We start from the raw sequence: 24,955 nt of genomic DNA on the forward strand, positions 1-24,955 counted from the left end.
CCGCGGCGCCGCCGGCGGCACCGACGCGCGCCGCGCGCCCGCCGCTGGTCCGGCCGGCTCCGCTCCCTGCGAGCCCGGCCGTCGCCCGCCCCGCCACCAGCATGCCGGTGGAGACCCGATGAGCGAGCGGAGCGAGCGAGTCATCAGCCGTTCGCCGAACCCCTGCGACAACCAGACGGGCGGCCTGGAGCGTCCATTTCCCGTGACCGACGACGAGCTGGAGCGGGCGCTGCGGGACACCTTGACCCGCCGGGTCGCCACGCCGCGGCCGCTCGCCGCCGACCCGGCCGGCATGGCCCTCCGGCGGGCCCGGCGGGTCGGCCGTCGGCGTACTCTGACCGGTCTCGCCCTGGCCGGCGTAGCCACGGTGCTGGTCACCACCGGCATGGCACAGTTCGGCGGGCCCAGCGGGCAACAGGGCACGCCGACCGTGGTGCTCGGCGATCCGCGCGGCTTCACGCCCGGTCCGCTGCCCACCGAGTCCACCGTCCCGCCGCCCCCGGCCGGCCCGGTCCGCCCCGAACTCGATCTGATCGTCGGCGACTGGCTGTACACCAACGGCGGCGAACGGTGGGAGCTGACCGGGGTGAACACGCTCGAGCGGGCGCAGCGCGTTGCCAACCACGGGGGCTGGCTGCTCACCTCGACGGTCACGGCGGCCGGCCGTACCCTCTGGTGGATGCCGCCGACCGGTGGGGCGCCGCAGGTGGTGCTCGCCAGCGCGGACGCGGTCGCGGTCGCCGCGGACGGGCGCCAGGTCGCCTGGCGCGACGGGGCGGAGATCTTCGCCGCCGGCGTGGTCGCCGGCCAGCTTCTCGCAACCGTCCGGACGGCGGCCCCGGCGGGGGCCGTGCCGGTCGGCTTCGCCGGCGACGCCGTCCTCATCCGGCAGACCGACCGGGGCGGGTTCCGGGTCTGGCGCCCGCCGGTCGACGACCAGCTCGGTGCCGCGAACCGGGACGTGCTCAACGTCTACGGCACCCGCCCCGACGGCCGGGTGGTCGGCCAGATCTCGGCCGGGGCGCCCCGGCGACCCTGCCTGGCCCTGCTCGACCCGGCCCGGAACCTCGCCCCGGTCCGCACCGACTGCGGCCCGAACCTCGCCGCCGACGGCCGTGGCGAGGTCTCCGCCGACGGGCGGTGGCTGCTGGTGAACGGCGCACGCGACAGCGCACTCCTGGTCGACCTGGGCACGCTCGGCTCGGGAGGGTCGGCCCGGCCGGCCGGGCCGGCGGTGACCGGGGTGGTGACCTGGACCCGATCCGGCGCCGCGCTGCACGTCGACGCCGCCGGCGCGCTGGTCCGGGTCCGCCCAGACGAGGTGGCAGCCGGCGAGCAGCCCACCACCTCGCCCGTCGACGGGGTCGCCCCGGGCGACCGGCCGGTCGTGGTGGCCGACACCCGCCCCTGACCGGCGTACCCTTCGGGCGGCCGGTCGCGGCGCCCGGGCGGTAGCGTCGGCGGCGTGACCGTTGCCGCCCGGATCGACCTGCACGCCCACTCCACCGCCAGCGACGGCACCCTCAGCCCCGCCGAGCTGGTCCGGGCCGCCGCCGCGGCCGGCCTCGACGTCGTCGCGATCACCGACCACGACACCACCGCCGGTTGGGACGCCGCGGTCGGCGCGCTGCCGTCCGGCCTCACCCTGGTACGCGGCGCGGAGCTCTCCTGCCGGTGGCACGGCGTCGAGCCGGCGCTCCCGCTGCACCTGCTCGCGTACCTCTTCGACCCGGCGGATCCGGAGCTGGTCGCCGAGCTGGCCCGGGTCCGGCGGGCCCGGGCGGAACGCGGCGAGCGGATCGTACGGCTGCTCCAGGCCGACGGCATCGACGTGAGCTGGCGGGAGATCCTGGCGGGCGCGGCCGGCGGGACGGTCGGCCGCCCGCACATCGCCCAGGCGCTGATCCGGGCCGGGCTGGTCGCCACCACCAGCGAGGCGTTCGGGCCGGACTGGCTGGGGGAGCGGTATCGGCTGCCCAAGGAGGACATCGACGTGTTCCGGGCGGTGGCGCTGGTCCGCGCGGCCGGCGGAGTGCCCGTCTTCGCCCACCCTCGGGCCTCCCGCCGTGGGCGGATCGTGCCCGACGAGCTGATCGCGGCCCTGGCGGAGGCCGGGCTGGCCGGTTTGGAGGCCGACCACGAGGACCACACACCGGCCGAGCGGGCCCACGTCCGGCGGCTCGCCGCCGAGCTGGGCCTGCTGGTCACCGGGTCGTCGGACTTCCACGGCACGCACAAGACCGTCCAGCTCGGCGCGCACACCACCGACCCCGAGGCGTACGAACGCCTCGTCGCCCTGGCCAGCGGAGTGACCCCGGTCGCTTCGGGGTGATCCGCGTTTCCGCTCTCCGCGGCGCGGCTACCGTGTTCGGGTGGATCTCAAGCTCTTCGGCGAGGTCTTCGTGACCCTGCTGGTGATCGTCGACCCGCCCGGCATGTTGCCCATCTTCCTCGCGCTCACCGGCCCCCTGCCGGCCCGCGACCGGAACCGGGCCGCCTGGCAGGCAGTCGCGCTGGCGCTCGGAGTGATTGTGATCTTCGCGGTGGCCGGGCAGACCCTCCTGGCCTACCTGCACGTCTCGCTGCCGGCGTTGCAGGCCGCCGGCGGGCTGCTGCTGATACTCGTCGCGTTGGAGCTGCTGACCGGCAAGGCCGACGACCCGACACAGCAGACCACCTCCAACGTCGCCCTGGTGCCGCTGGGCACCCCGCTGCTGGCCGGGCCGGGCGCCATCGTCGCCACCATGCTCTTCGTGCAGCGGGCCGGCGGGCCCACCGACTACCTCGCGATCGCCCTCGCGATCGTCGCGGTGATGGTCACGGTCTGGGTGGCGCTGCGCTTCTCCGGCGTGATCGTCAAGGTCCTCCGGCCGGGCGGCATCGAGGTGCTCACCCGGATCGCCGGCCTGCTGCTGGCCGCCATCGCGGTGCAGCTCATCGCCGACGCGATCGCCGCCTTCGTGACCCACTTCATCACCATGCGCTGACCCGGCGGCCCGGCGCCGCCGGGGTGTCGTACCGGGATGGCAGGATCTCAGGGGTGCGACGACCCTCCCCGACCGGACGATCCACCGGCGGCCGGCCGCCCCGGCCCCGCCCGGAGCAGGCCGAGCAGCTCGGCTTCGAGGGGATGCCGGAGCGCCTCTTCGTCTGTACCCCCAGCAAGCTCGGCGCGTTTGTCGATTGTCCCCGGCGCTACCGCTACTCGTACGTCGACCGGCCCGCGCCGCCCAAGGGGCCGCCGTGGGCGCACAACTCGCTCGGTGCCAGCGTCCACACCGCCCTGAAGAACTGGTACGCGCTCGCGCCCGACCGCCGTCGCCCCGAGGTGCTGGGTACGCTGCTCAAGGGCACCTGGGTGCGCGACGGCTACCGCGACGACGAGCAGGAGCGGGACGCCTTCCGGCGGGCACTGGCCTGGCTGGAGTCGTACGTGGCGGGGCTCGACCCGGCCGACGAGCCGGTCGGGGTGGAACGGGTGGTCGCCGTCAAGACCGGGGTGCTGGCGTTCAACGGCCGCACCGACCGGATCGACTCCCGCCCCGGCCCGGACGGGCGGCCCGAGCTGGTCATCGTCGACTACAAGACCGGCCGCACCGGGCTGGACGCCGACGATGTCCGCGGCTCCCAGGCACTGGCCCTCTACGCGTACGCGGCCGAGCGGGTGTTCCGCCGGCCCTGCCGCCGGGTGGAGCTGCACCACCTGCCCACCGGCACGGTCGCCGCGCACGAGCACACCCCCGAGTCGCTGCACCGGCAGCTGACCCGCGCCGAGGAGACCGCCCGGGACATCATGGCCGCCGAGCGGGCGGTCGCCGACGGCGCCGACCCCGACGAGGCGTTCCCGGCCACCCCGGGGCCGCGCTGCGGCTGGTGCGACTACCGGCGCACCTGCCCCACCGGGGCACAGACGCCCGGCAAGGACCCGTGGGCGGCCGTGGAACGCCCCGCCGCCCCGGCCGCCGACCTGGACTGATCGGGCCCGGTGCCGCTGGCAGGGCGCGGTCAGGCGGCGGTGAGCCGGGCCGCGCGCTCCTTGGCGGCCTGCTGCAACGGCCCCTCCCGGTAGCGGCGCGGCAGCGCCGCCAGGGCCAGCCGCAGCGCGCGGACACTCAGATCCGCCGACAGGGCGGTGGTGGGCAGGCCCAGACCGCCGTACAAGCGGCGCGCCCAGGCGGGCAGCAGCGCCAGCGCGGTGCCGGCGATCCCGAGGTACGCCCAGCGTGGCGGGCCGAGGTGCAGGCCGAGTCGCACCGGCAGGCTGAGCTTCCAGGGGATCGGCGGGGCGGTCAGGAAGAGGGCGATCTCCGCCGCCTCCTTCGTCATCCGCAGGTCCGGGCGGATCCGGCGGTAGTAGTCGGCCACCTCGGCGGCGGTGCCCGGCACGTCGGCCGGGTCCAGCCCGGCCAGGGCCGCCGCCCGGCGCTGCTCGGTGTAGTACGCGTCGACCTCGGCGTCGGTCAGGGCGAGCCCGGCCCGGCGGGCGGTGCTGACGAACGACTCGACCTCGGCGACGTGCACCCAGCGCAGCAGCTCCGGGTCGTCGATGCGGAACTCCTCGCCCGTGAACGGGTCGGTGGCCCGCATCCGGCCGTGCAGCGTACGCAGCCGCCGGCCGGCCGCCTCGGCCTCGGCAGTCGTCCCGTAGACCGTCGTCGCCACGTAGGTGGCGGTCCGGACCAGCCGGCCCCACGCGTCGGTGCGGTAGTTGCTGTTCTGCGCGACGCCGGCCATCGCCCGGGGGTGCAACGCCTGAAGGTAGAGCGAGCGCAGGCCGGCGACGATCAGGATCGGCTCCGCGTGCACCCTCCAGGTGACCGATCCGGGGCCGAACAGCCCGAGGTCATCGGTGTCCACCGCCCAAGAGTGCCATGCGCCGGGCCGGTCACGTGCCCGCCGGCCCCGCCCGTCCCGTCGTCGACCGCCGACGGGCGGATCAGTCGTCGGCGGAGCGGCGCGCCTGGCAGGCGGGGCAGAGACCCCAGAAGGTCACTTCCGCCTCGTCCACCTCGAAGCCGTGTGCAATGTCCGGGTCGAGGCAGGGGGCGCTGCCGGTGGCACAGTCGACGTCGGCGATTTCGCCGCAGCCGCGGCAGACCACGTGGTGGTGGTTGTCCCCGACGCGCGCCTCGTACCGGGCCGGGCTGCCGGCCGGCTCGATCCGGCGCGAGAGGCCGGCGCGGGAGAGCGCGCCGAGCACGTCGTAGACGGCCTGGGTGGAGACCGAGTCGAGCCGCTCGCGGACCCGTCGGGTGATCTCGTCGACCTCCAGGTGACCGCCGGCGGCGAGGACGTCCAGCACGGCGAGTCGCGGCCGGGTGACCCGCAGGCCCCTCGACCGGAGAAGTTCCTCGCCACTGGACATGGGTCCATGACAGCACGTGGCCGAGGGGGCGACAACCGAGCTGGGAATCGGGGTGGCCGGGGCCACAGGGTGAACCGCGTTCCCGACACGCGCGTGTGTCGATGCGACGGAGGTGCGGACTCCTCCTCCCGTCGTACGCTGACGCGCGCTTGGTCCACTCGTTGGGGGTGTCCGGTGTTCAGGGAATTCAACGGCCTGCCGCTTCACGTCCTGGTCGTACACGTCGTCGTGGTGCTGGTGCCGCTGCTGGCGCTGATCTCCGTCGCGTACGGGTTGGTGCCTCGGTGGCGCTCCCGGCTCGACTGGGCGGTGGCGGGCCTTGCCGTGGTGACGCCGATCGCCGCCTACGTCGCGACGGAGTCCGGCGAAGCGTTCGAGGAGGCACAACGGGAGCGGGGGATCGGTGGCGAGTTCCTCAGGAAGATCGAGGAGCACTCCGAGTACGGCGACACGCTGCTCTGGTACACCATCGGGTTGGCCGTGGCGGCGCTCCTGCTCCTGCTGCTGGCCAGTGGCCTGGCCCGGGTGCGCGGCCTGCCCCGCTGGCTGGTCCCGGTGCTCGCCGGGGTGGTGGTCGTCCTCGCGGTCTTCGCGCTGGTGTACGTCTACCTGACCGGCGACAGCGGCGCCCAGGTGGTCTGGGAGGGGACGATCTGACCCCGGTCAGAAGATCACCCGCGAGCAGAGGAGGCACATCAGGATCACCAGCACCACCCCGGCGACCGCGCCGATGCCGTAGGTGAGGCGCTCGGCCTGCTGTTCCGCCTGGTCCATCGCGGCCATGTCCTGCGGTGGAAGCCGGCGCGGTGGAGCGGGCTGCACGTGCAGGGGTGGTCGCCAGCCGGGTGGGGGAGGGATGGTCGGCGGCGGACCGGCGTATCCGCCGTCTCGGGCGGCTCCGGGCCGGCCACCCGGGGGCTGCGACTGGCCGCCAACGGGCTGCGGCTGGCTGCCGGGGGGCGGCGGCTGGCCGCCGGCCTGCTGCCAGTCCCCGCCCGGACCCGGGCGGGCCCACGGATCGTCCGCGTGGGCCGTGCCCGACCAGGGACTGGGCGACTGCGCAGGAGCGGTCCAGGGCCCCCCGGCCTGCGCCACCTCGGGTCGAGGGCCGCCGGTCTGCGCCCCGCCGGGCCACGGGCTCTCGGCTCGGCCGATGCCGGCGTCCGGCTCGGCGGGCTGGCCGGGGGCGGCCGCCTCGCCGGGCTGGTCATTGTCGACGCCGCCGGCCGGCTGGGCCGGTGTCGGGCGTCGCCAGAACTCGTCGTCGGGGCTGCCACCGCTCGGCGTCGTCACGCCGTCCGACGCTACCAACGCCTCGGCCCGTCGGCCGCCCGGACGCGACGGGCGGGCCGGCCCCGAGAGCGGGCACCGGGAATGCGGGGGACCAGCGGGCGAGCCCGGCCCGTGGCCGGTCGCATGGTCGAGCTGTTTCCTTTTCGCCGGTATCCTTGCCGTTCGTGAGCGATCCCGGCATGCGTGCGCGCGGCGACGACGACCGCGTGGTCGACCTCAGCGACGATTTCGTGGTGCTGCCCGAGCAGACCACCGACGACACGGACCGTGGCTGGGGCGAGCGATCCGGCGGCAACGACGACTGGCTGCTTGCCGAGCGCCCGCCGCACTGGGACTGACCGGCCGCGCCGGGGCTGACCGGCCGCGGCGGCGCTGACCGGCCGGCGCCGGAACGCGCCGGTCGACAGGCTGAAAGGCGACTGGGCGGGTGGGGCAGGAGCCACCGCCGGCCTGCCGGGTGCCGTCATTCGCGTACCACCACCGCGAAGCGGCTGCCCTCGGGCACGCCGACGGCTCGCTGCGCCTGCTCCGGCCGCAGCGCCAGATAGACCGCGGAGGCACCGTCGACCGCCCCGGCGCCCACCACGTCGAGCACCAGCGCCCGCGCGGCGAGCAGCGTTGCCTCCCCGGCCGCCCCTCCCGCCGGTATGACCAGCAGGTCCACCCGGGCGCCCGGGCGGAGTACCGCCAGGGCGGCCGGCTCGGCCAGCCGGACCGGCACGCCGACCGACCCGCCGGGTAGCGGCAGAGCACCGCTCGGGCGGGCGGCGCCCGGTGGAGCCGGGCTCGCGGCCGGGCCCGGGTGGGTCGGGGTCGCGCCGGGCGGGCAACCGGTGGGGGTGTGCAGGACGGCGGCGGCCAGGCCGAGCAGCGCCGCGACCAGCGTCACCCGAAGCAGGGTGGTGCCCCGGGGCAGGCCGCGCCAGTGCACCGGCCGCAGTGATCCCTCGCCCGCCACCACCCGCGCCCCCTTCCCGCCCGCCGACCCGATGGACGCCAGCAGCCTAGAAACGCAGAGCGGACCGAGGGGCCCCGCGACGGCCGCCCTGTGGAAAACCCACCCGCCTGTGGACAACCCCCAAACCTTCGTCCGCCTGTGTTAACTCCACCTCGCGCCCGCGCCGAGAGGAAACCCCTCTTTCACGGAAAAAGTGGCTGTCCCTGGCGGGGACAGCCACTTCTTCCAGGATTTTGCGCGGATCTTGAATCGGCGTCCGGCGTCCGGCGTCCGGCGCGCAGGCGGCGCGGGTCGCGGGTCAGGAGGAGGTGCTGGAGGTGCTGGCGGCGGGGGTCTTGCTGGATGAGCCGCTGCTCGAGCCGGACGAGCCGTTGGTCGAGGTGGACGAGCCGTTGCTCGACCCGTTCGACGAACTCGACGAACTCGACGAGCTCGACGACGACTCGGACGTGGCCGGCTTGCCCGAGGTGCTCGTGGTGCTGTCGGACCCGGAGGAGCGCGAGTCGGTGCGGTAGAAGCCGGAACCCTTGAACACGATGCCGACCGAGTTGAAGACCTTTCGCAGTCGCCCCTCGCACGTGGGGCACTCGGTCAGCGGCTCGTCGCTGAAGGACTGCACCGCCTCGAGCTGGTGGCCGCACGCGGTGCAGGCGTACTGGTACGTAGGCACGTTCTCCTCCGGATCTGGCGCGGTCGGTTGGCACTCGACGTATTCGAGTGCCAATGGTGCGTCATGGAACCCGCGTTCGTCCAGCGGAAGCGTTCGGTTCCACATCCGGCACCGCCGGCAGGGTACGCAGCCCGCCGGTGGGGGTGATCACGGCGCGTACCGGGCGGTCGTGCGGCTGTGCGGGCACCGCCTCGACCAGCTCCCCGTCGTGCAGCAGGGCCACCGTGAGGGTCCCCGCGGGCACCCGGGCCAGCACCCGGTCGTACGAGCCGCCGCCCCGGCCCAGCCGTTGCCCGCGGCGGTCCACCGCCAGGGCCGGGACGACCACCAGCTCGGCCGCGGCCACGGCGGAGCGGCCCTGCCGGGGCCCGGTCGGCTCGCGCAGCCCCCGCCCGGCCGCCCGCAGGAAGCCGGCCCCGGCGTACGCGGCCCAGTCCAGGTCCAGGTCCTCGCGGAGCACCGGCAGCAGCAGTTCCGCCTCCGGCGGGAGCGCCGCGCGCAGCACCTCCGGCAGTTCGCTCCCGCCCGGCTCCGAGCCGACCGGCACGTACCCGGTCATCCGGGCCGGCCGGAGCCGGCGTATCAGCGAGACCAGCTCGGCCTGGACGGCCGCCGCCGCCTCCGCCCGGCGGGCAGCGGACAGCGAGCGGCGGTGGGCGAGCAACCCGACCCGCAGGTCCCGCTTCGCCTCATGCGCGACATCCGCTCCATCAGAAAATTCCGGCACGCAACACTCCTAACGCAACGCTTGCCTCCCCGTCGCGCTGTGTCAGCATCGCAGGAAGGGCGCGGAACTTCCGGGAGGAAGCTTGACGCTACGCGGGCGGTTGACGGCAGCCTTCCTCGCGGTGGTGCTCGGCCCGGTCCTGCTCGGCGCCTTCTTCGTCGGGTCCATGATCTCGTCCGTCGACCGCAGCCGCTCCGCCGAGCGGCTGGGCCTGGCCGCCGCCGCGGTGCGTACCTCGGTGGACGCCCTCTGCCAGCAGTTGCGCGCGGCGGCCGACGCGGTCGCGCTGGTCACCGACCCCGCCGCCCGGCCCCGCGCGGCCGACCAGGTGGTGGGGCGGGGCCTGGCCGCCGCCGTGCTGATCACCGACGCCGTCGGCCGGTCCAGCTACCTCACCCCGGATGGCCCGGCCGGGCCCTGGCAGGACTGCGACGGCGCTCCGCCGGCAGCCGGCCCGGTCCGCGCGCTCGCCGCCCGGGTCCAGCTCCGCGACGCCACCGGTGCCGACCTCGGCGCGGTCACCGCCGCGCAGCCCGTCGACCCGGCCTTCGTCGCGCGGCTCGCCGCGGTGACCGGCGTCGCGGTCACCCTGCTGGATGGTTCCGCCGGCACCGACCGGGTCACCCACACCACCGAAACCCCGGCGGTACGCGAGGCGGTGCTGGCCGCCGCCCGTCGGGTCGACGGGAACGGGGTCACCGAGACCAGCGACGGCCGGTACGTCCGCCGGCTCGGCCCGTCCCCGGGGCAGCCGCTGCCGCTGGTCCTCTCGGTCCCCGGCGAGCGCTCGCCGGGCGGGTACGCCGCCCTGGTCGGCGCGGTGGTGCTCGCCGCGGCGCTGGCCGTGCTGGCCGCCTGGCGGCTGGCCCGGGTGACCACCCGGCCGTTGGTCGAGCTGGCCGGCGCGGTGGACCGGGTGACGCGCGGCGACCTGACCGCCCGGGTGCCGGTCCGCAGCCGCGACGAGATCGGTCGGCTGGCCGACGCGTTCAACCGGATGGCCCGGGAGACCGGCAGCTACGTGGCCGCCCTGACCAGCAGCCGGGACCAGCTGCGCGGGCACCTGGCGGTGCTCGGCGACACCCTGGCCAGCACCCACGACCTGCAACGCATCCTGCGGGTGATCCTGCGCAGCGCGATCGCCGCGACCGGCGCCCGGGCCGGCGCGGTGCTGCTGCTCGACGGCGACGGCGTGCTCGTCGGCCGGTGCGTCGAAGGGCTGGACGGCCGCTGGCCCACCACCGACCGTGCCGACCCGGCACCCGCCGAATCGGCACCGGCGCCCGACCGCTCCATGGCCGACGGCTCCGGGGGCGACCGGGCCGACCCGGCGACGCTGCGGGTGCCGGTCGGCACCGGGGTGATCGGCACCGTGGCCGCCACCGGGGAGCCGTTGCGCGGCCGGTGGGAGCCGCCGGACACCCCGGTCGGGGAACCGACCTGCGAGACGTACATCGCGGTGCCCTTCGCCGCGCCCGCGCCGCTGGGCGCCGCTCCGGACCGGATGAAGGCCGGCCTGACGCAACGCCGCGACCTGGAGCAGTCGTCGGGGGCGCTCGGCGTGCTGGCCCTCTACGACCGGCTCGGCGCGGACGGGTTCGACGACGACGACCTGGTCACCCTGCGGACCTTCGCCGGGCACGCGGCGGTGGCGGTGGAGAACGTCCGGGTGCACGAGGAGGCGCAGCGGCTCTCGCTGACCGACCCGCTGACCGGGCTGTGGAACTACCGCTACCTGCGCGAGTCGATCCGGCGGGAGGTGGAGCGGGCGAACCGGTTCGGCCGGATGCTCAGCGTCCTCGCCCTCGACCTGGACCGGTTCAAGGACGTCAACGACACCTGGGGGCACGCCGCCGGGGACGCCGTGCTGGTCGAGTTCGCCCGCCGGGTACGGGGCGAGATCCGCGAGGTGGACCTGGCGTTCCGGCAGGGCGGCGAGGAGTTCGTGGTGCTGCTGCCGGAGACCGATGCCCGGGGCGCCACCATCGTCGCCGAGCGGCTCGGCGCGGTGGTCCGGGGCCAGCCGGTGCCGGTGGACGGGCACCCGGGCGGGCCCGTCCGGGTGCCGGTGACGGTGTCCATCGGCATCGCGGTGTATCCCGACCACGCCGCCACCGGCCAGCAGGTGCTCGACGCCGCCGACGACGCCCTCTACGCGGCCAAGGCCGCAGGTCGGGACGGTTACCGGCTGGCCCGGGCCCCCGACCCGGTGCCCGGCCGGGAGATCCCGGTGGTGGCCGCCGCGGTCAGCCCGCCGGACGGGCTGCCCCGGGCCGGCCCGCCGGACTCCGCGGGTGCGGGTCAGGGCGGCGCGTCTTCCGGTCCTCACCCGCCGCGGCAGAGCCGTGGCCGATAGTCTCGCGACATGTCGGAGCACTCAGCGAATCCCCCAGCGACGGCCGCGACCGGCCGTTCCCGCGCCGTCAAGGCGGTCATCCCGGCCGCCGGCCTGGCCACCCGGTTCCTGCCGGCCACCAAGGCGGTCCCGAAGGAGCTGCTGCCGGTCGTCGACCGGCCGGTGCTGCAGTACATCGTCGAGGAGGCCGCCCAGGCCGGCCTCACCGACGTGCTGCTGGTCACCGGGCGCGGGAAGACCTCGATGGTGGACCACTTCGACCGCCGCCCCGACCTGGAGGCCCGGCTGGAGAGCAAGCCGGAGCTGCTCGAGGCGGTACGCCGTCCGGAGGAACTGGCCGAGATCTACACCTGCCGGCAGCCCGAGCAGCTGGGCCTCGGTCACGCCGTCGGCTACGCCGAGTCGCACGTCGGCGACCAGCCCTTCGCGGTGCTGCTCGGCGACGAGTTCGTCAAGATGGACGAGCCGCTGCTGCCGGCGATGCTGGAGCTGCAGGCCCGCACCGGCGGCATCGTGCTGGCGTTCTTCGAGGTCGACCCGGCCGAGACCAAGCGGTACGGGATCGCCTCGGTCGAGCCGGCCGAGCCGGGGTTCAGCGACATCGCCGACGTCGTCAAGGTCACCGGCATGGTGGAGAAGCCGAAGCCGGAGGAGGCCCCGAGCAACCTGGCCGTCCTCGGCCGGTACGTGCTGCCGGGGCGGATCTTCGACGCGATCCGGCGGACGGAGCCGGGCAGCGGCGGGGAGATCCAGCTGACCGACGCGATGGAGATCCTGCGCAACGAGGGGGTGCCGGTGCACGCCATCGTCTACCGGGGCACCCGCTACGACACCGGCATGCCGCTCGGCTACCTCCAGACCGTGGTCCAGATCGCCGCCGAGCGGGAGGACCTGGGCGCCGAGTTCCGCAAGTGGCTGACCGAGTTCGTCAACTCGGACGCGTCGGGCGGTCCCAGTACATGACCGCGACGGCCGACGCCGAGGCGGCCGCGAACGAGTTGATGCCGCTCGCCGACTACCTGGGCAGCGTGCTGCGCAGGTTACGCGCGCTGCCTCCGCTCGACCTCGACCTCACCCAGGCGTACGGCAACGTCCTCGCCGAGGACGTCGTCGCACCGCACTCGTACCCCGCCTTCGACCAGGCGGCAATGGACGGGTACGCCGCGCGCTGGGAGGACATCTCCGGAGGGAGCCGGGGGCCGGGCTATGTCCCGGCCCCCTCCGGTACGCGCGGTGGGCGCAGCATCCGACTGAACGTGGTCGGCGATCTGGGCGCGGCGAGCTGGCGGCCGGTCCGGCTCACCCCCGGCTCGTGTTTCTCGGTGGCGGCCGGGGCGCCGCTGCCCATCGGCGCCGACGTGGTGGTCCCGGTCGAGTGGACCGACCAGGGCATGGCGGCGGTGGAGATCTTCCGCGCCCCCAAGCGCGGGTACGGCGTCCGCCGCGCCGGTGAGGAGCTGCCCGCCGGCGCCCTGCTCGCCCGCGCCGGCGCGTACGTCTCGCCGGCGCTGGTCGCCGTCTTCGCCGCCACCGGCATCGGCCACGTGGTGGTCCGGCCCAGCCCGCGGGTGGTCATCGTGGCCACCGGCGACGAGCTGGTCGACGTCGGCCGAGGCAGCCAGCCCGGCCAGGTGGTGGACACCAACTCGCACGCGCTGACCGCCGCCGCGGCCGAGGCGGGGGCGCTCGCGTACCGGGTGGGGATCTGCGACGACGACCCGGAGGCGCTGCGCGGCCTGCTGGAGGACCAGACGCTGCGGGCCGACCTGATCATCACGACCGGCGGCACCGGCACCGGCCCCGGCGACATGGTCCGCCGGATCCTCTCCCGCCGGGAGGGCGGCCGGGCCGGACCGGTGGCCTTCACAGAGGTGGCCCTCTATCCCGGAACGGCCCTCGGATTCGGTACCGTCGGCGCCGAGGAGGTGCCGGTGGTCTGTCTACCCGGTGAGCCCGGCGCGGCGCTGATCGGCTTCGAGGTGCTGGCCCGCCCGGCCATCCAGCTGCTCGCCGGCGCCGAGCCGGTGTTCCGGCCCAGCGTCCGGGCCCACCTGCTGGAGACGGTCTCGTCCCCGGGCGGGCTGCGCGAGTTCCGTCCCGCGCACGTGGCCGAGCGGCGCGGCGGAGGCTACACCGTCCAGCCGCTGGCCGGCGGTCCGTTCACCCTCGCCGGCCTGGCCGAGGCGAATGGCCTGCTGGTCCTCGGCGAGCGGGTCACCACCGCGGCGGCCGGGTCGACTGTGGACGTGCTGTTGCTGGACCGACGCCGGTGAGCCTGTTTCGACGGTCGCCTGGCTGGCCGGCGGTGCTGGTGGACGGACCGGTGGTACTCCGGCCCTACCGGCGCTCCGACGCGGTGGCCTGGTCGGAGATCCGGCGCGCGAACCGGGCCTGGCTGTCCCCCTGGGAGTCCCACCTGCCCGGCAGCTGGGACGAGCTGAACTCGCCGGCCGCCTTCCGCCTGGTCAACGCCGACCAGCGGCGGTCCGCGCGTACCGGTGACGGGATGCCGTTCGCCGTCTGCCTGCGCGAGGACGGGCAGGAGCGGCTGGTCGGCCACCTCAACGTGGGCAGCATCGTGCGCCGGGCGTTCTGCTCCGGGTACGTCGGCTACTGGGTGGACTCCCGGGTGGCCGGTCGCGGCGTGATCCCCACCGCGGTCGCGCTGGCGGTGGACCACGCGTTCGGCCCCGGCGGGCTGCACCGGATCGAGGTGAACATCCGGCCGGAGAACAAGCCGTCCCGGCGGGTGGTGGAGAAGTTGGGCTTCCGCGAGGAGGCCTACCACGTCCGCTACATGCACATCGACGGTGCCTGGCGGGACCACATCGGATACGCGATCACCAGTGAGGAAGTGGCCGCCGAGGGCGGGCTGCTGGCCCGCTGGCACCGCGTACGTGACAGCCGCGGGTGAAGCGTCCCACCCGCCACGCCCGGCGCGGCGTACGGTCAACCGGGTCGGCGGCCCGTAACCTCAAGTAACTGCAAGCTGCGGCAAGCGCTGCGCGACTGCACGATCTGCGCCGTGAACGACGGACGACGGAAGATGCTGCGGTCGGACGGCGCGGGCCCGAATCTTGGTGACGGGAGGGGTGAGGGTGCCGACCTCGGTGCTCCTCGCCGTCCTCGCCGCCGCCGGCCTGCTCGCCCTCGCGCCGGCGCTGGTCCGCCGGTACGACGCCACCGAGCGGCTGGTGGCGGAGCGGGCGCAGTCGACGGCGCGGGTGCTCCAGCGCCGCCGTCGACGTCGCACCGTGCCCGGACGGCGACCGATCCGGCCGCCCAGATCCCTCGTGATCACCCTGAGTGAGGATGCCGACACCAAGAGTCTGGCTCCGCCGGTCTCCGCCCCGCCCGCCGCGCGCCGCTCCGGTCGGCTCCGGTCGGTGTCGCCCGACCCCGCCAGGTCCCGTGGACGGCACCCGCCGAAGCGCCGCCACACACCGGCCATCTACCGCCGGCGCCGGGTGCTGGCCGCGCTGCTGCTGCTCAACTTCGTCGAGCTGATCGGCGTGGTGCTGGTCGGTCCCGGGTTCTGGATCAGCGTCTCGGTGACCGGCACCCTGCTCGTGACGTACGTCGTACACCTGCGGAAGCTGGCCCTGGCCGACCGGCGGCGGCGGCGCGCGGAGGCCCGGGAGGCGGCCTGGCTGGCCGCCCGCCAGGCCGAGGTGCGCCGCGAGCAGGCGAGACGCGCGGCGGCTCGACGGGAGGCGCAGCGGCGGCTGGCCGCCCAGCGCGAGGCGGTCCGGCGTACGGCGATGGGCCTGGACCGGCCGGCGGACCTCCCGCCGGCGGCGAGCGGCGGCTCGGTCTCCTACCGCCGCGCCGGCGGCCTCCGCGGCCGCCCCTACGAGGCCGGCCGCGGCACCCACACCGCCTGACACCCCCACCCCGCCCCCGCTCCGCCCTGTCGATCAACTGGGTGGTGGGTGTCGAATTTGGTGGGGGGTGTTCGACGGGATGGTGAGGGCGCCGGCGGAGGGGCGGGCGCCAGTGACACCAGGGAGCGCAACGTGGGCAAGATCGTGTCGAACTTCTTCATCTCGCTGGACGGCGTCGTGGAGCGGCCCGACCAGTGGCACTTCCCCTACTTCGACGACGAGATGGGCGCCGCCGTCGGGCGCGGGATGGAGGCGGCGACGGCGTTCCTGATGGGGCGCCGGCAGTACCAGGAGTGGGCGCAGTACTGGCCGAACCACACCGGGGGCGAGGACGGCGACTTCGCGACGTTCATCAACTCGGTGCCGAAGTACGTCCTGTCCAACACGCTCACCGAGGCGACCTGGCAGAACTCGACCCTGCTGTCCGGTGAGTCCGAGCAGGTCGCGGCGCGGCTGCGGGAGATCAAGGAGCGGGCCGACGGGGAGATCGCGATGTCGGGCAGCGCCACCACGGTCCGGTGGCTGCTGGCGAACGGACTGCTGGACGAGCTGCGGCTGCTGGTCCACCCGATCGCCGTGGGGCGCGGCCAGCGGCTCTTCGAGGAGACGCCGACGTACCCGCTGCACCTGGTGAGTCACGAAACCTTCAAGAGCGGCGTCCTCAACCTGACCTACACCCCAGCCGCCTGACCTGAGGTGGGCCTGGAGATCTTGGAAGGTTTGGGCCCCTCCGGGGGCCTTTTCCTTCCAAGATCTCCTCATCCGGTGGGGCGGTTCGCGTCGGAGGTGCCGGACCTGTTAGCCTTGTCGCCGGCCCGCCCGGTGCAAGCCGGGTGGGACCGACGCTGGTACGCCAGCGGAGGGGCTGTGGCGCAGACCGGTAGCGCACCTCGTTCGCATCGAGGGGGTCAGGGGTTCAAATCCCCTCAGCTCCACCCAGCTCAAAGGCCGTTTCCGCCAGTCGGAGACGGCCTTTTTCGATCTTGTACAGCAGCTCCGAGGAACTGCTCGCCGAGGCGCTTGAGCGCCTTCTCGGTCGCTTCCGAGGCCCACCTCGCTGTAGATGTTCATGGTCACGGCGATCTGGCTGTGCCGCAGGATCTGCATGGTCACCCGGGGGCGGACGTCGAGCGCCACCAGCAGGGAGGCGCCGGTCCGCCTCGTGGCGTGCACGGAGATCTCCCGTACTTCTGCCTTTCGGCAGCGGGTCTTGAAATCGCGGTGGAAGTTCCTCGGCTCGACCGGCGTCCCGAGGCGGGTAGTGAAGACCAGGCCGTTGTCCTGCCAGGCCCGGCATCGACCGGTGTGCTGCTGGCGGCGGTGGCGGCGGCGTGCCTGCCGATGCGGAGCCGACCTGCCGTGTCGCGCTCGGCATCGGATTCCGATCAATCGTGGCCACTGGTCGGGGGAGGGGAGGGGTGAAGGACGGGCAGGAGCAGATGATCCTTGCGGTTCACGTCCGAGGACTCGACGGCATGTGCGCCGGCTGCCGAGCGTGGTGGTCGCGGCTGACGCCGTACGAGAGCCGGTGTGCGACACAGGCACCGCCCGCGACCGCTCTCAGCGCATGGATGTCCCCGCGCTGCGCGTGGTACAGCTCCCGCCACCGTCGCAGCTGGGGCCCGCTGGCGTAACCGTCCGACGAACCGTCACCAAGTCGCCGCGAAGCGGCGGGGCAGCCTCCTCCTTGGACAGGCAAATGTATCCGATCAGCAGGTGTACTAGCTGATCATCGGCTTGATCGGAGGAGGAGAAAGCGCCACGCTGAGCCATGTCAGTACGCAGGACCAGACCGCGCAACCGATCCACCGCAGGAACCGCCTCACCTCGTCCGGTGCCTGGCCGCGAGGCTTGGTCCTGAACGCCCACCGGGGGCAACGCACGGCGTATCAGCTTATCGGGGAATTACGCACTGACAAACTCATTAGATTCGGCCGCATCGTTTCTGCACCTCCGCCAAACCTACTGTGCGTCAGCTGACCCCGCGGCGCACCGTCTCAACTGCACGAGCAGTGGCTGTAGATGAGCCGCAGCAGCAAGACCGCAAGGCACGCCGGCATCGGCAAACGAAACGTCAGCACGACGAAGGGAGCAGTACATGCGGGTTCGTAGCATCCTCATCGGCAGCATCGCGGCTACGGCGACGATCGTTCTTGGCACCACCTCCGCCTGGGCGTCAGTCAACGTCGACCCGACCACAGGCGTCGGCTTCATCGGCAAGGGCGACGTCCAGTCCGCCCTCGGCTACAACAACGCAGCGCTCCAGAAGGCTGTCGACAGCAAGAGCCTCGCGTTCACCTACAAGCAGCCGACGTCCCAGTCGCTGTCGCAGGACGTCACCCAGGTCGGCTCGCAGATCGGCTCCCAGATCGGCACCCAGTCGGGGACGCAGACCGGCACCCAGGTCGCCAAGCAGGTCATATCGCAGGATCTGACCTGCACGTTCACCAACGGCAACGGCACCAAGACGTTCCACCGCGACGGCGTGCGCGGCGGCGAGCGCACCGGCATCCGGACCGCCTCGCACGTCGGCACCCGCGAGGGTACCCGGGACGCCTCCCGTGCCGGCACCCGGACCGGCAGCCGTACCGGCGTCCTCTCCGGCAGCGTCAGCTACAACCTCGACGTCGACGCCCGCAAGGCCAACCAGTACAACGGCTTCATCGTCAACGGCCGGCAGGGAGTCGAGTCCTACGAGGTCGGCGACACCAGCTGGACTTCCCCAACCTCGTTCGGCGACTGGTCGTTTGGCGACTGGTCGTTCGGCGGTTGGTCGTTCGGCGGTTGGTCGTTCGGTTCCTGGTCGTTCGGCGACTACCAGTTCGAGCCCGTGGACAACGTGCTGTGGGGCGAGTGGGACGCGGCTCCGGGCGAGAACCCAGCCGATTGCCTTCGCAGCGCCAACGCCGACAAGATCACAGGCCTCAGCAACGTCATCACGCCCGGTGCGATCACCGACGGCCCCGTCACGGACGGCGCCATCATCAGCGAGGCGATCACGCTCGACCTCGTCACCGGCGGCACGATCACCGAGGGTGCGACCACGTACGGCAACATCCAGACCGGCGTAAGGACCTCCGCCGGCCCGGCCCAGCTGTTCGTCAACGGCAAGGCTCTCTGAGCCATCAGCACCGCAGCAGCAGCCCCCGGCCCACTCGGTGGTCGGGGCTGCTCCATGCAGATTCAAGGCTGCGTACCAGACCGCTCGCCATTGCTCATGCCGAAGCAGCATCGCCGGTTCCGCCGAAGCGCAGCAGCTGAGCACAGCAACTGGTGGGAGGTCTTTTTGATCTTGTGCAGCGGCTCAGCCCTGGACCCTTTCTACCTGCCGGGCACTGGGGCGATGCCGCAGACGTATGTCGCGGTTTCGAGGAACTCTGGAGTGAGTCGAACCGCGGTGAGGTACTCCGCGAGGGCGAACGCCGCCTCAGTATGAAGCTCATAACTGGCGTCATCCTCCTCGCGCAGGTCGAAACCGACCTGCCGCATCACCTCCACCAGGCTGTCGGGGTCGCTACCATCCCGAGCGGTAGGAAACAGCGGCTCGAAATGCAGTCGAAGTTCTCCGTCATCCAGCCAGAAGAAGTGGTCGACCGCGTTGACATTGCGGAAGTGGGACACGAGCCGGGTGCCCTTCGAGAGCGGGACGATCGCCTCGTCGAGGGTGCCGAGGTAGCCGTTGGGCTCGACGGCGAGTGTCCAGTCGCCGACCGCGGTTGCGCCGACGAACGACCCGTCGCCCTGATGTTCCTCCCATGCCTGGTGCGCGGGCTCAAGCAGTTCCTCGGCACCAGTCACCCGGCACTCCTCCCTCGCCCCGAGTCGGTCCAGGAGTCCGGAAGGCGTCAGCCCGTTGACCAAGGTCAAGCAGTAGGCCTCCATCAAACCGGGGAAGCGGTCAGCGAACCAGGTGTAGTCGGAGGCGGCTGCGCTCATACCCGGATCTTCGCAGGCACCACCGACGCCGCTGGCCGTCGTAGGCTCCGGGCCCGGCAGCCTGACGCGGCCATCGAGGTCAGCTGGTGAAATCGCCCCTCGTGTCCCGGGCGTCCTCCTGCACGTGCTCGCCGCGCTGTCTGCCCTGGATCTCGTCCCGCCGGGTCACCCGTTCCGCTTCCGACCGCTCGTTCTGGGCCATGTCGCCCATCCGCGCCCGGGCCGGGCCGGCCAGCCGCTCGATCTTGTCCTTCGCCCGCTCGGTGAAGCTCATGTCGGCTCCCTGTCGTGGTGGCGAACCGGGGCGAAGCCCGCCCCTCCCGGCCCGCGTCCCCGCTCGTCCTGGACGGAAACCCTGGTCGGCTACCGAACCGGCACCGGCGTGCCCTTGAACCCGGGCGGTGGCAGACACATCGACTCGAACGCGAACTGCCAAGGGCGGGCCGGCAGGTGGAAGGTGACCTCGCGGGATTTTCCGTTCGCGGTGCGGACCGACAACGTGACCGGGACCGACTCGTTCGGCACCGCCGTGGTGCAGTCGACCGTCAGCCACACGGTGAACCGTCCCACCCCCGGCCGTACGACATCGGGCTTGACCGATTTGAGAGCGAGGCCGTCCTTCGCGGCGCGGATGTCGGTGACCTCCACCGGCAGGGGCCCGGAGTTCACCACCATCACCGACGACTCGATCCTGCCCACTGTCCCGTCCCCGCTGCCGGACGTCATCTCGGCCTGCCCGAGGACCAGCAACGATGCGACGGACTCAGCCGCCAGGCGCTGTTGCCGCGCCTGCCACCGGTAGGTGCCGACGCCAGCCACGGCTGCCGTGCCCAGCAGGAGGGCCAGGACCAGCGGTAGGGAGACCCGCCTCGAGCGGAACGCCTGCCAGCCGTGCAGTTGCCTGCCCGGCTCGGGGTGCGCGGGCTGTTCCGGGGTCGCGTCCAGGTCGATCACCGGCGAATCTCGTAAGTCTGGTCGCTCATCGGCCGACACGAAAACCTGTCGCCCGTCGCCCGTCTGCTCGCGCATGTCGGCACGCTACCCCGGGCGCGGCGTCCCTTGTGGTCAACCGTGCCACCGTCGACGAACCTGGCAGCCGCTACGCCGCCCAGTCCGACCACAGGGCCTCGGTGATGTCCGGCCGGTTGAGTGCCGCGGCGCACCAGGCGAAGTGGCCGTCCTGCCCCTCCGCATCGTAGGAGTTGCTGGTCAGCAGCGCGTAGACCGCGCGATAGAAGAGCAGCTGATGACGGGTGTGGCCGAACAGTCGGCACAGGTTCTCGACCCATTCCTCGTCCAGGCTGCGGCCGGCCGGCCCGTACATGTCGAAGACCCCGGCGGTGATGCTCGCCTCGAAGGCCGGGTCGGCCTCCGTGGACAGGAAGCCCCAGTCGAGCAGGGCCGCCGGCTCACCGGCCGGGGTCACCAGGACGTTCTCCCGTACGAGGTCACCGTGGATCGTGACGGTGCGGGGCGGACGGAGGCCGTCGATCAGGTGGCGGACGCGGGCGAGCTTTTCGTCGAACATGTCGACCGTGCCGCGCAGGGTCGGGTGGAAGGCAGCTACCCGCCGGTCAAGGAGGGCCCGCAGCGCTCCGGCCCAGGTGCGGTGGCCCTGCCACATCGGTGTCGGCTCGTCGAGCACGGTCAGCCGGCGGGCGGGCTCGCCTCCTGGCGTCTTCGCCAGCGCCAGATCCGAGGTACGGCGAAGGGGAGATCCTGCGATCCGAGGTGTTCGTAGAAGTCTTTGATGATCCGCAACTCGGCCGGCTGGCGACGGAACCACAGCTTGCCGACATGCCTGTCGCCGAGGGCGAAGACGATCCCTTCCATCCCCTCGCCGAGCAGGTCGAACCGCCGGTAGCCATGCTGCGCGAAGTGATCCCGGAGGTCTGCGGGCGGCAACGTGACCATGTTCGGTCACCATACGCGTTACCGGGGCCGGCGGGCGATCGCGTAGAGGTCGCGGGCGGGGCCGGTGAGCTGCCGGCCGGCCGGCCAGGCCGCCCGGAGCCGGCGGTGCAGGGTGAGGCCGCTGACGGGTACGGCGGCCAGGGTGCCGGCCGCGAGCTCGGTGCTGACCGCCAGGGAGCTGAGCACGGCGGGGCCGCTACCGGCCGCGACGGCGTGCTTGATCGCCGTGGTGGAGGACAGTTCGAGCAGCGGGGCGGTGAGCGTGTCGATGTGGTGCTCGCGCAGGGCGGCCTCCAGCGCGCGGCGGGTGCCGGAGCCCGCTTCGCGGGACACCAGTGGTGTGGCGGCGAGTTCGGCCGGGGCGATGCCGCGCCGGCGGCGGGCCCACGGGTGGGTGGGGGCGACGACGACGGAGAGCCGATCCTCGGCGACGGTTTCCGCGTCCAGGCCGGGCGGCAGGTCGGGGCCCTCGACGAAGCCGAGGTCGGCGTTGCCGGCGAGCAGCCGGGTGGCCACCTCCGCCGAGTTGGCGGCCTGGAGGGTGACGACGAGGTCCGGCTGCCGGGCGCGCAGCGCCACGAGCCAGGCCGGTAGCAGGTACTCGGCGATGGTCTGGCTGGCGGCGACGGCGAGCCGGCTCTCGTGCGAGCTGCGCAGCGTCTGGACGGCGGCGGCGAGCGAGTCGGCCGCCTCCACCACGCCCCGCGCCCAGTCGGCGATCAACGCGCCGGTGGGGGTGAGCACCGAGCCGCGCGGGGTGCGCTGCAGCAGGGTCAGGCCGAGGCGGCGTTCCAGGTACCGGAGCCGGGCGCTGGCCGCCGGTTGGGAGATGCGGTGTTCCGCCGCGGCCTGCCCGATGCTGCCGAGGCGGGCGACGGACAGCAGCAGGTCGAAGCTGGTCAGGTCGGTCACCTGCGGCGGCAGAGGCATAAGGGAAGGTTATGACTCGGTACGAGATCACTGCCTACCGGGCCGGTCCGCGCGGCCCGACAGTTGTTCGCATGAGCAGCCTGCACCACCCACCCACGCTTCCTCGCCGCCGCCCCGACCTGGCCGGGCGGCCCGCGCCGCTGTCGGCGCTGGCACGTCCGCGCGACGTGTTCGCGTATCTGGGGCCGAACTGGTTCGCCTCGGTGATGGGCACCGGCATCGTGGCCACCGCCGCGGCCGGGCTGCCGGTGCAGCTGCCGGGGCTGCGGTTCGCCGCGACCCTGGTCTGGGCCGCGGCGGCGTTGCTGCTGGTGGCGCTCGTCGCCGCGTGGGCGGTGCACCTGCGCCGGCACCGGGACACCGCGCTCGGGCACGCCGCCGACCCGGTCATGGCGCAGTTCTGGGGTGCGCCGCCGATGGCCCTGATGACCGTCGGTGGCGGTGCGTTGCTGCTCGGCTCAGCCTGGCTCGGCGAATCCGCTGCCGTCGCGGTCGACCTCGTGCTGTGGAGCCTCGGGACGGGGCTGGGTCTGCTGACCGCGGTGGCCATTCCGTACCTGATGATGACCCGGCACCGGATCGCGCCGGACGCGGCGTTCGGCGGGTGGCTGATGCCGGTGGTGCCGCCGATGGTCTCGGCCGCCAACGGGGCGCTGCTCGTGCCGCATCTGCCGGCCGGGGAGGCCCGGCTCGACATGGTCATCGCCTGCTACGCGATGTTCGGCATCAGCCTGGCCACCACCCTGATCATCCTGCCGCAGCTCTGGTCCCGGCTGGTCGTGCACCGGGTCTGCGCCGCGCGGATGGTCCCCACCCTGTGGATCGTGCTGGGTCCGCTGGGCCAGTCGATCACCGCCGCGCACCTGCTCGGCCGGGCCGCCGACGGGGTGCTGCCCGACCCGTACGCGGCCGGTGCGCAGCTGCTCGCCCTGCTCTACGGCGTACCGGTGCTGGGTTTCGCCCTGCTCTGGCTGGCCCTGGCGGCCGCGATCACCATCCGCACCGCGCGCGCCGGGCTGCCGTTCTCGCTCACCTGGTGGAGCTTCACCTTCCCCGTCGGCACCCTGGTCACCGGCGTCACCGGGCTGGCCGCCCGGTCCGGCTCGATCATGCTGACCGCGCTCGCCGTGCTGCTGTACGGGCTGCTGCTCGCCGCCTGGGCGACGGTCGCGGCCCGTACCGTGCGCGGCGCCTGGCACGGGCACCTCTTCCTCCCACCCGCCGTGCCGACTGCCAGGTGAGGGCCGGTCGTGGCGTCGGGCCGACGGTGATGCAAGGCGGGGCAGCGGTCCGGGCGGACGTCCGGACCGCTGCCCCTTCGCGGTCACCCCCGCGCCGACGGGTCCTGCCACTCGGAGCGCAGCTCGGCCAGCCACGGCCCGGTGGCATGCTCGGCGGTGACGGTGACGGTGACGGTGTCACCGTCCTTGAGGGATTCGAGGTCGAGCAGGCAGTGGCCCTTGTCCGCCCGCTTCACCTGGCAGGAGGAGTTCGGGCCGTTGCCGGAGTAGTCGTAGACCTCACCACCGCCCGCGGGCACACCGTTGACCGAGACCCGATAGATGCCGGGTGTCTGGGGCACCACCATGTATTCGAAGCTCCGGTGCCAGGTCAGCGTGGTGCTGACCGGCGTGTTCGGGTCCGCCGGGTCGCTGTGCACCACCTTGGTGCCGGGCTCGCTGGCCATGCCGTCCGGCTCGGGCGGCGCCGGCTTGGCCGGGCGGGCCGGGAAGGGGTACTGCTCGAACGGCACCTTCTCGGCCACCGCGACGTAGATCGTGCCTTCGGTGGGGATCTTCGGCAGGTAACCGTTGCGCTGGGCGCCTGTCACCGAGTAGGCCACCGTGACCGTGTCGCCGATGCTCGCTCCCTTCGGCGCCGTCTGGCGCGGCGTCGAGCCGTACCCTCGGAGCCCGCCATAGGGATCCGGGTCGTTGTGCAGTTCCGAGTTGCAGTTCGTGGTGTAGCCGGCATCGCTGCCGTCGATCGCCAACTCGAGGTCGAGCGTGGTGTCCTTGGGCAGGCCGGGGCAGTAGGTCAGGAACGCCACGTCCGCCGCGTTGACGGCCCAGGTGAACTCCACCTTCTTCGAGCTCACGGGCGCCTTGCCGAAGGCGACGACGCGGTAGCCGCGGGCGTATTCGGCGAAGGGTCCGACCTTGCCGCCCGCGACCGGTTTCGGGGAGGCGGGCGGGCTGGCCGACGGGGTCGCCGATCCCGCGGCGAACGTCGGCGGCCCGGCCGGCTGGCCGCCGGGTACGGCGACGTAGGTGGCCATGCCCGCCACCAGCGTCACCGCGCCGGCCACCGTCAGCACGGCGTGTCGGCGACGACGTACGGCGATCCTGCGCTGAACCTCCGCCAGCCGGTCACCCGACGGTGCGGCGTCGGCCGAGCGCTCGGCCATGAGTTCCCTGAGGTCGATCATCGGGGCGATGCCTCCAGCGTCAGCGACTCGTCCAGTCGCAGCTTGGCCAGGGCCTTCGTGGCCTGGCTCTTGACGGTGCCCACCGAGATGCCCATCGCCTCCGCGATCTGCGCCTCCGTCATGTCCTCGAAGTAGCGCAGCACCAGCACCGTCCGCTGGCGTCGCGGCAGCCTCCCGATCGCGTGCCACACCTGGTCCCGCTGGTCCACGCGCGACAGTTCGTCCGCGGTCGGCCGCTCCGGGAGCTGTGGCATCGGCTGTTCGACCTGGCGCCACCTGCGCCGCCACCAGGAGGCGTAGACGTTGACCAGGATTCGTCGTACGTACGGCTCCGGGTCCGCGTCGATCCGTCCCCAGGCGCCCCACGCGCGTACCAGCGCCGTCTGCAGCAGGTCCTCCGCGTGCGCCCAGTCGTGCGTGAGCAGATAGGCGGTACGCAGAAGCCGAGCTGATCGGGCCGTCACGAACTCCGCGAACGTGTCGCTGGATGCCAC

Annotated in this window: 28 protein-coding genes, 1 tRNA gene and 2 pseudogenes; 16 read left to right on the forward strand and 15 right to left on the reverse strand. The window is 73.3% G+C overall.

Annotated elements, in window-relative coordinates; translation table 11 throughout:
* Positions 1–118 precede the first annotated feature (118 nt).
* From ABZ570_RS07110 to ABZ570_RS07125, 4 genes are all read left to right on the forward strand, one after another.
* A complete protein-coding gene (locus tag ABZ570_RS07110) occupies positions 119–1,411 on the forward strand; it encodes a hypothetical protein (RefSeq protein ID WP_358058121.1) in 1,293 nt (430 codons plus the stop codon).
* A gap of 54 nt (positions 1,412–1,465) precedes the next feature.
* Positions 1,466–2,332, forward strand: a complete 867-nt coding sequence (locus ABZ570_RS07115; RefSeq protein WP_358058124.1) for a PHP domain-containing protein — start codon at positions 1,466–1,468, stop codon at positions 2,330–2,332.
* A 40-nt stretch (positions 2,333–2,372) separates the two neighbouring features.
* Positions 2,373–2,987 (forward strand): MarC family protein, encoded by a 615-nt coding sequence (locus ABZ570_RS07120; RefSeq protein ID WP_358058127.1) that lies wholly within the window; start codon positions 2,373–2,375, stop codon positions 2,985–2,987.
* 143 nt (positions 2,988–3,130) lie between these two features.
* Positions 3,131–3,976: a PD-(D/E)XK nuclease family protein gene (locus ABZ570_RS07125; RefSeq protein WP_358058349.1), complete on the forward strand. Its 846-nt coding sequence runs from the start codon at positions 3,131–3,133 to the stop codon at positions 3,974–3,976.
* Positions 3,977–4,005: 29 nt separating this feature from the next.
* Here ABZ570_RS07125 and ABZ570_RS07130 read toward each other — a convergent pair whose 3' ends face one another.
* Positions 4,006–4,857, reverse strand: coding sequence for an oxygenase MpaB family protein (locus ABZ570_RS07130; protein ID WP_358058130.1), 852 nt, complete (start codon positions 4,855–4,857; stop codon positions 4,006–4,008).
* A 79-nt stretch (positions 4,858–4,936) separates the two neighbouring features.
* Positions 4,937–5,365 carry a Fur family transcriptional regulator gene (locus tag ABZ570_RS07135; protein ID WP_358058133.1) on the reverse strand — a complete coding sequence of 143 codons (429 nt, stop codon included), beginning with the start codon at positions 5,363–5,365 and terminating at the stop codon, positions 4,937–4,939.
* Between the two features lie 174 nt (positions 5,366–5,539).
* Here ABZ570_RS07135 and ABZ570_RS07140 point away from each other — a divergent pair, with 174 nt between their 5' ends.
* A complete protein-coding gene (locus tag ABZ570_RS07140) occupies positions 5,540–6,022 on the forward strand; it encodes a DUF2231 domain-containing protein (protein ID WP_358058136.1) in 483 nt (160 codons plus the stop codon).
* A 6-nt stretch (positions 6,023–6,028) separates the two neighbouring features.
* Here the strand turns inward: ABZ570_RS07140 and ABZ570_RS07145 are convergent, their stop codons facing one another.
* Positions 6,029–6,658 (reverse strand): hypothetical protein, encoded by a 630-nt coding sequence (locus ABZ570_RS07145; RefSeq protein ID WP_358058139.1) that lies wholly within the window; start codon positions 6,656–6,658, stop codon positions 6,029–6,031.
* A 164-nt stretch (positions 6,659–6,822) separates the two neighbouring features.
* Between ABZ570_RS07145 and ABZ570_RS07150 the strand changes: the two genes are divergently transcribed.
* A complete protein-coding gene (locus tag ABZ570_RS07150) occupies positions 6,823–6,996 on the forward strand; it encodes a hypothetical protein (RefSeq protein ID WP_358058365.1) in 174 nt (57 codons plus the stop codon).
* Positions 6,997–7,121: 125 nt separating this feature from the next.
* Here ABZ570_RS07150 and ABZ570_RS07155 read toward each other — a convergent pair whose 3' ends face one another.
* Positions 7,122–7,619 carry a flagellar biosynthesis protein FlgA gene (locus tag ABZ570_RS07155; RefSeq protein WP_358058142.1) on the reverse strand — a complete coding sequence of 166 codons (498 nt, stop codon included), beginning with the start codon at positions 7,617–7,619 and terminating at the stop codon, positions 7,122–7,124.
* Positions 7,620–7,924: 305 nt separating this feature from the next.
* Between ABZ570_RS07155 and ABZ570_RS07160 the strand changes: the two genes are divergently transcribed.
* A complete protein-coding gene (locus tag ABZ570_RS07160; RefSeq protein ID WP_358058368.1) occupies positions 7,925–8,131 on the forward strand; it encodes a hypothetical protein in 207 nt (68 codons plus the stop codon).
* A gap of 14 nt (positions 8,132–8,145) precedes the next feature.
* Here the strand turns inward: ABZ570_RS07160 and ABZ570_RS07165 are convergent.
* Positions 8,146–8,391 (reverse strand): annotated as a pseudogene (locus ABZ570_RS07165) (FmdB family zinc ribbon protein); the annotation flags it as partial.
* The gene (locus tag ABZ570_RS07170; RefSeq protein ID WP_358058145.1) at positions 8,348–9,013 is read right to left on the reverse strand and encodes a 5-formyltetrahydrofolate cyclo-ligase; all 666 of its coding nucleotides are present in this window, start codon (positions 9,011–9,013) and stop codon (positions 8,348–8,350) included. The gene ABZ570_RS07170 and the pseudogene ABZ570_RS07165, both read right to left, overlap by 44 nt.
* Before the next feature lie 82 nt (positions 9,014–9,095).
* Between ABZ570_RS07170 and ABZ570_RS07175 the strand changes: the two genes are divergently transcribed.
* The 7 genes from ABZ570_RS07175 to ABZ570_RS07205 all read left to right on the forward strand — a co-directional run bounded on the left by ABZ570_RS07175 (position 9,096) and on the right by ABZ570_RS07205 (position 16,188).
* Entirely contained in the window at positions 9,096–11,369 is a 2,274-nt protein-coding gene (locus tag ABZ570_RS07175; protein ID WP_358058148.1) for a diguanylate cyclase, read from the forward strand.
* A 9-nt stretch (positions 11,370–11,378) separates the two neighbouring features.
* Positions 11,379–12,332, forward strand: coding sequence for a UTP--glucose-1-phosphate uridylyltransferase (locus tag ABZ570_RS07180; protein ID WP_358058151.1), 954 nt, complete (start codon positions 11,379–11,381; stop codon positions 12,330–12,332).
* Positions 12,329–13,642 (forward strand): gephyrin-like molybdotransferase Glp, encoded by a 1,314-nt coding sequence (gene glp / locus ABZ570_RS07185; protein WP_358058154.1) that lies wholly within the window; start codon positions 12,329–12,331, stop codon positions 13,640–13,642. Before ABZ570_RS07180 ends, glp begins: the two co-directional genes overlap by 4 nt.
* Positions 13,639–14,283: a GNAT family protein gene (locus ABZ570_RS07190; RefSeq protein WP_358058157.1), complete on the forward strand. Its 645-nt coding sequence runs from the start codon at positions 13,639–13,641 to the stop codon at positions 14,281–14,283. The genes glp and ABZ570_RS07190 overlap by 4 nt, the downstream gene beginning before the upstream one ends.
* A gap of 178 nt (positions 14,284–14,461) precedes the next feature.
* Positions 14,462–15,253, forward strand: coding sequence for a hypothetical protein (locus ABZ570_RS07195; protein ID WP_358058160.1), 792 nt, complete (start codon positions 14,462–14,464; stop codon positions 15,251–15,253).
* 132 nt (positions 15,254–15,385) lie between these two features.
* Positions 15,386–15,943 (forward strand): dihydrofolate reductase family protein, encoded by a 558-nt coding sequence (locus ABZ570_RS07200; protein WP_358058163.1) that lies wholly within the window; start codon positions 15,386–15,388, stop codon positions 15,941–15,943.
* Between the two features lie 171 nt (positions 15,944–16,114).
* Positions 16,115–16,188 (forward strand) — tRNA-Ala (locus ABZ570_RS07205).
* A gap of 178 nt (positions 16,189–16,366) precedes the next feature.
* On the opposite strand, the pseudogene ABZ570_RS07210 reads toward ABZ570_RS07205, so the two are convergent.
* A pseudogene (locus tag ABZ570_RS07210) lies at positions 16,367–16,642 on the reverse strand (hypothetical protein); the annotation flags it as partial.
* A gap of 709 nt (positions 16,643–17,351) precedes the next feature.
* On the opposite strand from ABZ570_RS07210, the gene ABZ570_RS07215 reads away from it, so the two are divergent.
* Positions 17,352–18,374 carry a hypothetical protein gene (locus tag ABZ570_RS07215; RefSeq protein ID WP_358058166.1) on the forward strand — a complete coding sequence of 341 codons (1,023 nt, stop codon included), beginning with the start codon at positions 17,352–17,354 and terminating at the stop codon, positions 18,372–18,374.
* Positions 18,375–18,574: 200 nt separating this feature from the next.
* Here the strand turns inward: ABZ570_RS07215 and ABZ570_RS07220 are convergent, their stop codons facing one another.
* The 6 genes from ABZ570_RS07220 to ABZ570_RS07245 form a co-directional block, all read right to left on the reverse strand.
* Positions 18,575–19,189 (reverse strand): DUF6461 domain-containing protein, encoded by a 615-nt coding sequence (locus ABZ570_RS07220; protein ID WP_358058169.1) that lies wholly within the window; start codon positions 19,187–19,189, stop codon positions 18,575–18,577.
* A 79-nt stretch (positions 19,190–19,268) separates the two neighbouring features.
* Positions 19,269–19,463, reverse strand: a complete 195-nt coding sequence (locus ABZ570_RS07225; RefSeq protein ID WP_358058172.1) for a general stress protein CsbD — start codon at positions 19,461–19,463, stop codon at positions 19,269–19,271.
* A gap of 89 nt (positions 19,464–19,552) precedes the next feature.
* Positions 19,553–20,218 carry a hypothetical protein gene (locus tag ABZ570_RS07230; RefSeq protein ID WP_358058175.1) on the reverse strand — a complete coding sequence of 222 codons (666 nt, stop codon included), beginning with the start codon at positions 20,216–20,218 and terminating at the stop codon, positions 19,553–19,555.
* A 70-nt stretch (positions 20,219–20,288) separates the two neighbouring features.
* The gene (locus tag ABZ570_RS07235) at positions 20,289–20,813 is read right to left on the reverse strand and encodes a phosphotransferase (protein WP_358058178.1); all 525 of its coding nucleotides are present in this window, start codon (positions 20,811–20,813) and stop codon (positions 20,289–20,291) included.
* A gap of 23 nt (positions 20,814–20,836) precedes the next feature.
* Positions 20,837–21,103 (reverse strand): hypothetical protein, encoded by a 267-nt coding sequence (locus tag ABZ570_RS07240; RefSeq protein ID WP_358058181.1) that lies wholly within the window; start codon positions 21,101–21,103, stop codon positions 20,837–20,839.
* An 18-nt stretch (positions 21,104–21,121) separates the two neighbouring features.
* Complete coding sequence (locus ABZ570_RS07245) at positions 21,122–22,033, reverse strand: LysR family transcriptional regulator (protein ID WP_358058184.1); 912 nt, start codon at positions 22,031–22,033, stop codon at positions 21,122–21,124.
* A gap of 71 nt (positions 22,034–22,104) precedes the next feature.
* Between ABZ570_RS07245 and ABZ570_RS07250 the strand changes: the two genes are divergently transcribed.
* Positions 22,105–23,274: a TDT family transporter gene (locus ABZ570_RS07250; RefSeq protein ID WP_358058187.1), complete on the forward strand. Its 1,170-nt coding sequence runs from the start codon at positions 22,105–22,107 to the stop codon at positions 23,272–23,274.
* Between the two features lie 83 nt (positions 23,275–23,357).
* Here ABZ570_RS07250 and ABZ570_RS07255 read toward each other — a convergent pair whose 3' ends face one another.
* Together ABZ570_RS07255 and ABZ570_RS07260 are read right to left on the reverse strand one after the other, a co-directional pair.
* Positions 23,358–24,461, reverse strand: coding sequence for a hypothetical protein (locus ABZ570_RS07255; protein ID WP_358058190.1), 1,104 nt, complete (start codon positions 24,459–24,461; stop codon positions 23,358–23,360).
* Positions 24,458–24,955: a SigE family RNA polymerase sigma factor gene (locus tag ABZ570_RS07260; protein WP_358058193.1), complete on the reverse strand. Its 498-nt coding sequence runs from the start codon at positions 24,953–24,955 to the stop codon at positions 24,458–24,460. The genes ABZ570_RS07255 and ABZ570_RS07260 overlap by 4 nt, the downstream gene beginning before the upstream one ends.

This window comes from Micromonospora sp. NPDC007271 (assembly GCF_040634005.1).
In the GTDB taxonomy this organism is placed as follows: Bacteria; Actinomycetota; Actinomycetes; order Mycobacteriales; family Micromonosporaceae; genus Micromonospora.

Excerpts from the sequence above, each read along its gene's own strand:
- ABZ570_RS07180 (WP_358058151.1), top strand. The coding sequence starts at position 11,379 with ATGTCGGAGCACTCAGCGAATCCCCCAGCGACGGCCGCGACCGGCCGT.
- ABZ570_RS07110 (WP_358058121.1), top strand. The coding sequence starts at position 119 with ATGAGCGAGCGGAGCGAGCGAGTCATCAGCCGTTCGCCGAACCCCTGC.
- ABZ570_RS07240 (WP_358058181.1), bottom strand. The coding sequence starts at position 21,103 with ATGGTCACGTTGCCGCCCGCAGACCTCCGGGATCACTTCGCGCAGCAT.
- ABZ570_RS07245 (WP_358058184.1), bottom strand. The coding sequence starts at position 22,033 with ATGCCTCTGCCGCCGCAGGTGACCGACCTGACCAGCTTCGACCTGCTG.
- ABZ570_RS07250 (WP_358058187.1), top strand. The coding sequence starts at position 22,105 with ATGAGCAGCCTGCACCACCCACCCACGCTTCCTCGCCGCCGCCCCGAC.
- ABZ570_RS07225 (WP_358058172.1), bottom strand. The coding sequence starts at position 19,463 with ATGAGCTTCACCGAGCGGGCGAAGGACAAGATCGAGCGGCTGGCCGGC.
- ABZ570_RS07220 (WP_358058169.1), bottom strand. The coding sequence starts at position 19,189 with ATGAGCGCAGCCGCCTCCGACTACACCTGGTTCGCTGACCGCTTCCCC.
- ABZ570_RS07135 (WP_358058133.1), bottom strand. The coding sequence starts at position 5,365 with ATGTCCAGTGGCGAGGAACTTCTCCGGTCGAGGGGCCTGCGGGTCACC.
- ABZ570_RS07255 (WP_358058190.1), bottom strand. The coding sequence starts at position 24,461 with ATGATCGACCTCAGGGAACTCATGGCCGAGCGCTCGGCCGACGCCGCA.
- ABZ570_RS07215 (WP_358058166.1), top strand. The coding sequence starts at position 17,352 with ATGCGGGTTCGTAGCATCCTCATCGGCAGCATCGCGGCTACGGCGACG.
- ABZ570_RS07125 (WP_358058349.1), top strand. The coding sequence starts at position 3,131 with ATGCCGGAGCGCCTCTTCGTCTGTACCCCCAGCAAGCTCGGCGCGTTT.
- ABZ570_RS07235 (WP_358058178.1), bottom strand. The coding sequence starts at position 20,813 with ATGTGGCAGGGCCACCGCACCTGGGCCGGAGCGCTGCGGGCCCTCCTT.
- ABZ570_RS07230 (WP_358058175.1), bottom strand. The coding sequence starts at position 20,218 with ATGCGCGAGCAGACGGGCGACGGGCGACAGGTTTTCGTGTCGGCCGAT.
- glp (WP_358058154.1), top strand. The coding sequence starts at position 12,329 with ATGACCGCGACGGCCGACGCCGAGGCGGCCGCGAACGAGTTGATGCCG.